The sequence below is a fragment of the Sphingobacteriales bacterium genome, assembly GCA_016719635.1.
Classification (GTDB): Bacteria; Bacteroidota; Bacteroidia; order Chitinophagales; family JADIYW01; genus JADJSS01.
On sequence record JADJYT010000003.1, the window covers coordinates 463,539 to 470,851 of the forward strand.

General features: G+C 46.4%; 6 protein-coding genes. 1 reads left to right on the forward strand and 5 read right to left on the reverse strand.

What is annotated here, in order from left to right; genetic code table 11:
- Nucleotides 1-45 precede the first annotated feature (45 nt).
- From glmM to IPM95_08970, 5 genes are all read right to left on the reverse strand, one after another.
- Nucleotides 46-1,425, reverse strand: a complete 1,380-nt coding sequence (gene glmM, locus IPM95_08950) for a phosphoglucosamine mutase (GenBank protein MBK9329420.1) — start codon at nt 1,423-1,425, stop codon at nt 46-48.
- Between the two features lie 311 nt (nt 1,426-1,736).
- Nucleotides 1,737-2,096, reverse strand: coding sequence for a hypothetical protein (locus IPM95_08955; GenBank protein ID MBK9329421.1), 360 nt, complete (start codon nt 2,094-2,096; stop codon nt 1,737-1,739).
- 52 nt (nt 2,097-2,148) lie between these two features.
- Nucleotides 2,149-3,873 (reverse strand): GMC family oxidoreductase, encoded by a 1,725-nt coding sequence (locus IPM95_08960; GenBank protein ID MBK9329422.1) that lies wholly within the window; start codon nt 3,871-3,873, stop codon nt 2,149-2,151.
- Nucleotides 3,813-5,435: a GMC family oxidoreductase N-terminal domain-containing protein gene (locus tag IPM95_08965; protein ID MBK9329423.1), complete on the reverse strand. Its 1,623-nt coding sequence runs from the start codon at nt 5,433-5,435 to the stop codon at nt 3,813-3,815. Before IPM95_08965 ends, IPM95_08960 begins: the two co-directional genes overlap by 61 nt.
- A gap of 74 nt (nt 5,436-5,509) precedes the next feature.
- The gene (locus tag IPM95_08970; protein MBK9329424.1) at nt 5,510-6,049 is read right to left on the reverse strand and encodes an NUDIX hydrolase; all 540 of its coding nucleotides are present in this window, start codon (nt 6,047-6,049) and stop codon (nt 5,510-5,512) included.
- Between the two features lie 124 nt (nt 6,050-6,173).
- On the opposite strand from IPM95_08970, the gene IPM95_08975 reads away from it, so the two are divergent.
- The gene (locus IPM95_08975) at nt 6,174-7,208 is read left to right on the forward strand and encodes a site-specific integrase (protein ID MBK9329425.1); all 1,035 of its coding nucleotides are present in this window, start codon (nt 6,174-6,176) and stop codon (nt 7,206-7,208) included.
- Nucleotides 7,209-7,313: the final 105 nt, after the last annotated feature.

Below are 7,313 nucleotides of genomic sequence, written 5' to 3' on the forward strand. Positions count from 1 at the left end.
ATGTAATTGATTCAACAGTACGTTGCGGATGTGAATAGATACTCGTCAGCCTTTGAGGATTTCGATAATATCGTTCTGCATTTTCATGGCGATATTATTGGCTGTTTTTTCGGTAGAGCTTTCCGCATAAATCCGGATAATCGGCTCGGTGTTGGAGCCGCGCAGATGCACCCAATCCTGGTCGATGTCAATGCGAAGTCCGTCGCTGGTATTCTGCGGATACTGTGCGTATTTTTCCTTTATTGTCTGAATGATATTCGCCAGGTCCATTCCCGGCTCGAGCTGTATCTTATTTTTGGAAATCACATAATTCGGATACTGCGACCTCAGCGAGTGCATACTTTTGTTGGATGTTGAGAGATGCGATAAAAACAAGGCGATTCCGACCAGTGCATCCCTGCCGTAGTGTAATTCCGGATAGATGACACCGCCGTTTCCTTCGCCGCCGATGACGGCATTGACCGCTCTCATCTTTTCCACCACATTCACCTCACCCACAGCCGAAGCATGATATTCCACGCCGTGTTTCTGACTGATATCCCGCAGTGCCTTTGTAGAAGACAGGTTTGAAACGGTGTTTCCTTTTTTAAACTGCAACACATAATCGGCAATGGCCACCAGCGTGAATTCTTCTCCGAATGGAATACCCTGTTCATCGATGAAAGCCAGACGGTCCACATCGGGATCCACGGCGATACCGATATCCGATTTCGTCTGTTTGACTTCAGATGCCAGATTGGCCAGATGTTCCGGCAACGGTTCGGGATTGTGCGCAAATTTGCCGGTAGGCTCACAATACAGTTCCACAATATTCTCTACGCCCAATGCCTTCAATAATTTCGGAGCGGCAATACCACCCACACTGTTAACGGCATCCACCACCACTTTAAATTTTTTGGCTTTGATGGCAGCTGTGTTCACCAATGGAATGGCCAGTATCTTTTCAATGTGATAATCGAGGTAGTCTTTCCGGGTGACAACACCCAGCTGATCGACTTCCACAAAATCAAACTTTCCGGAATTGGCGCGTTTCAACACATCCTGCCCCACCTTTTCGGAAATGAATTCCCCTTTATTGTTCAGCAATTTCAAGGCATTCCACTGTTTCGGATTGTGGCTCGCCGTAATGATGATGCCGCCATCCGCCTGTTCTGCCGTCACCGCCATCTCTACAGTCGGCGTGGTTGCCAGTCCGATGTCTATCACATCCAGTCCGATGCCCAGCAAATTACCCACTACAATATGATGCACCATCTCGCCGGAGATGCGGGCATCTCTGCCCACCACGATTTTTTTTCCATCCTTCTGTTTGAGGATAGTACCGAACGCCAGTGCGAATTTCGCGATATCAATCGGTGTCAGCGCATCGCCCGGTTTTCCGCCTATCGTCCCACGAATGCCTGATATGGATTTTATTAATGACACTATTTAAAATTTAGTGAGGCAAATGTAGACAATAATGCCTTACGAACGAAAAGTAAAGATTCGAACACGTGTTAAAATAACATTCCGATAAGGAAAAAATACAAAAAGATTAATGTCTAGCGGGCTCTTTCAGCAGACATTCCCAATGATTTCGGGTACACGGATTTTATCCACTCATACGCACCGAAGAGTACTGCAACAAAGAATATATCACCTAAAAGGCTGTATTTAAAGAATGGAACCGCCATGATAAAACATTTGACAAGACCGGCTGCATCAGCGGTGTACAAACCGCCAAACATCCACACACCTCAATTGGTGATAATGAAAAACAAGACGGAACTGACGAGTGTAACCGCAGCCGTTTTAACCACATTGATTTTATCGGAATGCAGTAACCAGCCCAGGCAAACACTCAGCAGGATGGCACCGTACACAAAAAAGATGGTATTGTGCAGCAGGGTGTAATTGTTGATATAAGAAAGCAGCACATCACTCACCAGCATGGTTAATACCGGTATGAGGAGCGACCATCTCTTATCCTGAAATTTAGCGCCGGCAAACAAGGCCATCGCCATAACGGGCGTAACATTGAATGGATGCGGGATAAGCCTGAAAATGACGGTTGCAGTGATTAAACCGGTGATTACCCAAAATTTTGATGTGTTCATTTGATGTCTGTTATGTTACAAATATAAAAAGTAAAACTGAATTTTGTTCATTTCAGAAATCATTGTTCAAAATATGTTCCATATTCCTTTCGGCTAAAGCGGAAACGGTCATAGCCGGATTGGAGCCTGCGCAGCATCCCGGCAGTAATGCGCTGTCGATGACATACAGCTTGTCGTTATTTTTCACCCTGCCATAGAAATCGGTGGCTTTACCAATCACCATTCCGCCGCACGGATGGGCGGAAGAATCGGATTTGGGAACCTGTCCTATAATCGTGCTGTTTGAACCACCGTTAATCCTGTTTATTTTCTTAATGGTTTCCACAAACGCCTGATTCACCGTTTTTTGATAGGATTGTCCGGCCGGCGGATAATCGAGGTACACATCATCTTTTGCAGAATCGTAGTGGAATGTTCCGAAATTTTTCACCAGTCCGATGGCAAAGTAGCTTAAACAATCACATTCAAATCCCAGCGGAAATGCGAGATGTTCAATATAGATGGGCGCTATCGGATTATTGAAATCCGGTGTGGAATAATTTGGCGGAAAGGCCTGATCTTTTCCGGAAGGATAGCTCAGGGATTGGCGCAAAATAAAGGAACTGCCGTTATGTCCCCATCCCATGCCTACTTCCTCATTCAAATCAGGGAGCGTGCTTTTTGCCTTTGCCTTTGTCATCAGTCTGGACGTATTGACGGAACCTGCAGCCAGAAACAGGTATTCCGATTCATAGGTCACTCTGTTCAGTACCCTTCCCACCTCATCAATTTCGTGCACATAGACCGTATAATTTCCGTCACAGTTTTTAGCGATATCTTTCACCACGGACTGGGTCTTGATTTCCAGCCTGCCCGAATCCAGTGCCCATTTGAGGTAATTGAACTCCGCGCTGTGACGTGCCCCGCTGCTGCAGCCGAACATGGATTCTCCCTTTATGGAAGATGCTATGCGTGTTCCGTCGATTTCTTCCCGTATCTTATTCCAGTCGTACGTGATATCCACTTTCTCCACTTCCAGACCCGCATTTTGATTTTCGGTTTTAAACCGCTCATAATGGTGAAAATTCGGATGCTGCGCGATATCCTCCGGCATGGGTGTTGCCTGGAATTTCTCCTTCACCAGCGGATACCATTTACTGTTCATTTCCGCATACGAAATCTCCGGCGGAAACACCTGATTGTACATTTCCTCTTTGGGCTGAGAAAAAATGCCGCCGTACACCGCCGTTCCGCCGCCTAACAATGCAGGTGCGATGACCGTCATATTGTTTCCTTCAAACCGTTCCATGACACCAATGTATTTATCGACCCTGTAAACAGGAGGCAAAAATGGGTTGGCACAGATCGTTCCTAAAAATGTCGAGCGTTTATCCGCCCTGGTCGTCACAATCTGATCCATCGCCACTCCTGCAGGTGGCGCAAAGATGGAACGGGTGCCGTCACCGGTATCCCAGAATTTTCCCCGCTCCAATAACAACACTTCATGGCCGGCTTCCGTCAGGCGATGTGCGGCAATGGAACCGGCAAATCCGCTGCCGATAACGATTGCCTTCTTTTTGACAGATGATGAAGCCGTATCGCAATGATAGGGATTGTAAGTCACTTTTCCGCAACTTTCCATAGCCATTGCCGCCGCCGATAAGGAACTTAATGCCACAAACCGGCGTCTGCTGATTTTACCTGAATTGATTTCCTGAGTATCTTTCATTCTGTTTCTTAAAAATCGTTGTTTAAAATGTGTTCCATATTTCGCTCCGCCAAAGCGCAGATCGTCCATGCCGGATTGCAACCCGCCGCACCCGGCAGCAACGCTCCGTCTATGACGTATAGTTTGGCATTATTTTTTATCCTGCCGTAATCATCCGTTGCTTTTGCCAGCACGGCACCGCCGAGCGGATGGTAGGTAGAGGTATCCAAAGGGATGGCGCCCAGTAATCCGTTCAATGCGCCCCCATTCTGCGAGATGATTCTGTCCAGTATTGCCTTGGCAGCGGCATTCATCACCTGCTGATTGCTCAGGCTGCGCTGTGGATAAATCAGGTCAGCCGTATCGGTAGCGGCATTGTACTTAAAAATACCCCTGGAGTTATGCAATCCCATAAAATTGTACCCGATGGCCCGCAAATCAATACTCGAAAAGTTGAACGGGAAATTCTCAATATAAAAAGGCATGTCAGGATTTGATACATCCTGCGCGGCATATACAGGCGGGAAACTTTGCTGTGCTCCGGTCGCCACATTGATACCGCCTCTCAGGAATAAGGAAGAGCCGTTATTGCCCCAACCCTGCCCGACAAACCCGTTCAGGTAGGGAATCGTATTTTTTGCTTTCGCTTTGGTCAACAGAACGGAAGTGCCGATGGAACCGGCTGCCAAAAAAACATACGCACAGCTATAGATGACGGAAGCCGTCACACTGCCAGATTCGTCTATTTCATCGGCATAAATCAGGTATCTGTTATCACAGTTCAGGACAATTTCCCTTACGATGGTCTGTGTTTTTATCTCGAGCCTACCCGTTTCTTTTGCACGTTTCAGATACGTATCATTCGTGGTGATTTTCACTCCGCTGTTCGTGCCAAACACACATTCTCCGGCGACAGCAGACTTTACCTTCGTGCCGTTGATTTCTTCCTGCAAAACGGACCAGTCGAAATTGTTCTGCAGTTTCACCGTTTGCAGGCCCGCCGCCTCATTGTGTTGTTTGAAAATATCTTTATAGCGGAACAACGGATGCTGCGCCAGTGTGTCCGGAATTTCCGTACAGTTCATATCCTGCAGCACCATCGGGAAATAGGAGGTATCCAATTCGGTGTAGGAAACCGAACCGGAAAAGATACGGTTGAAAACGGCTGCCGACGGCTTTGCCCAGATGCCGCCAAACGTTACGGAGCCGCCGCCCAGGCAGGCCGCTGCGTTGACCGACATATTCTGTCCCTTGAATTTTTCGAGGACACCGATGTATTTGCGGGCGTAGGAAATCGGCAACCCGAAGGGAAGCGGATTTTCAAGGCTGAGCCAGGCTGCGCGGTTGTCAGTACCGAATGCGTCTGAAAATACTTTGGTGGTTCCGTCCGTCGTCCATTCTCTTCCTCTCTCTAAAAGTGTCACCTCCTGCCCGCTTTCCGTCAGGCGTCTGGCGGCGATACTGCCGCCAAAGCCGCTTCCGATAATGATGATTTTTCGGGAAAGGAAGCTGCCGGTCAAGCAGCGCTGATTATTCAAAACTGGTATGTTTGGAGTACAGCGAGCTACTGCCAACCCGGCTGCAGCCATGCCGGACAGTTTTAAAAAATCCCTTCTTTCCAGGTGCTTTTGATTAGCTTTCGGTAAAAACATCTGTCTGTTTACTTAAACGAAGATACAAATTTTACCAAACAAACGTTTGGTGGATTATAAATTTTCAATTTCTCCTATTTTTCCGGAAATGTAGCCAAATGGGTGTTGAAAACTCCCAATCTTCTGTCTTCAAAGAATTTGCGGAGTGCAAAGGCGGAGGAAGAGAATGCCATTTCCTTCCAGGGAATCTCCTCTTCGGAGAACAGGGCTGATTCTATGCTTTCCTCGCCGTTGCGGATGATGCCGTCTTTGAGGCGGGCGAGGAAGTGGATATACACCTGATTCGCCTGCGGCAGGTTATAGACCGTCAGCACCTGCTGTATTTCAATTTCCGCACCCGCCTCTTCCCAGGTTTCGCGTATGGCACCGTCTTCGGTTTTCTCGAAATCTTCGAGATAGCCGGCGGGCAGATTCCAATAGCCTCGGCGCGGCTCGATGGCACGGCGGCAGAGCAGCACCTTATCCTCCCAAATACAGAGGGCGCCCACCACCAGCTTGGGATTGGTGTAGTGGATGGTATTGCAATGCTCGCAGACGATACGTTCGCGGCCTTCGGCAGGCTTGAGGACGACCGGCTGCCCGCAGGCGCTGCAAAATTTGTGAAGCGGAAACATGGAGACAAGGTAGCAGTAAAATTTCAGATGACAAAAAGTTCGGCTGGCGAGAGTGGGAAAATAATTGGAAGAATATTATGGAATTTTACAAATTTTTGTCTCTCAATACTAAACCGAATAGAATATGGAATGGAAAGCGCGTATCGTCAAGTATAAGCACGAAAACAGAATTGCCGTGTATTTCGAAAAACGCAAAGAATTGATTGCACGCATCAAAAAACTGGAGGATGCACGCTGGAGCTACACTTTAGGAGCCTGGCACCTGCCGAATACGGCAGAAAACCGGAAACGGTTTAAACTGGAAAATGCGGTTCTGGCAGCAGATAAATCCGCAAAGGCGGAACAATTCAGCCGGTGGCTGAAATCCAGACGGTACAGCGACAATACGATAAAAACATATACCGATGCCCTGAAATCATTTTTGCTTTTTTACAATACCAAGCCCGTAGAGGAAATTACGAATGTAGATCTTATCACTTACAATAACGAATTCATTTTAAAGAACAATCTATCCGCATCGTACCAGAACCAGATAGTGAATGCAGTGAAACTGTTTTTCAGAACCATAGAAAACAAAGTGATGAATGAAGAACTGATACACCGGCCAAAGCGGGAGAAAGTGTTGCCGAATGTATTGAGCAAGGAAGAAATAAAATTAATTTTGGATGCACACAGCAACATTAAACACAAAGCCATGTTATCGCTGATATACAGTTGTGGATTGCGATGCGGTGAATTGCTGGCTTTAAAACCCAAACATATAGACAGCAAAAGAAATATCCTGATTATTAAACAGGCCAAGGGAAGAAAAGACCGGATTACACCGTTAAGCAGCAAGATAATCGAATTGCTTCGTGCATACTATATTGCTTACAAACCCGTTGAATACCTTTTTGAAGGGCAAAACAAAGGACAAGACTATGATGAACGTAGCTTACAAAATATTCTGAAGCAAGCATTACAAAAAACAGGCATTAAGAAACCCGTTACCTTACATTGGCTAAGACACAGTTATGCAACGCATTTACTGGAAAACGGTACTGATTTACGGTATATACAAGAGATACTTGGGCATAGCAGCAGCAAAACGACAGAGATATATACGCATGTAAGCACCAAGAATATACAAAAAATCATATCCCCGTATGATTATCTATAAAAAAAATGTTAGATTTGAATGAATAAAATAAACGTCATTTTATGGCGGGTATACATCCCAAAAAGGAAGGATACCCGCAACTTTATGGCGGGTATAAACAAGTTA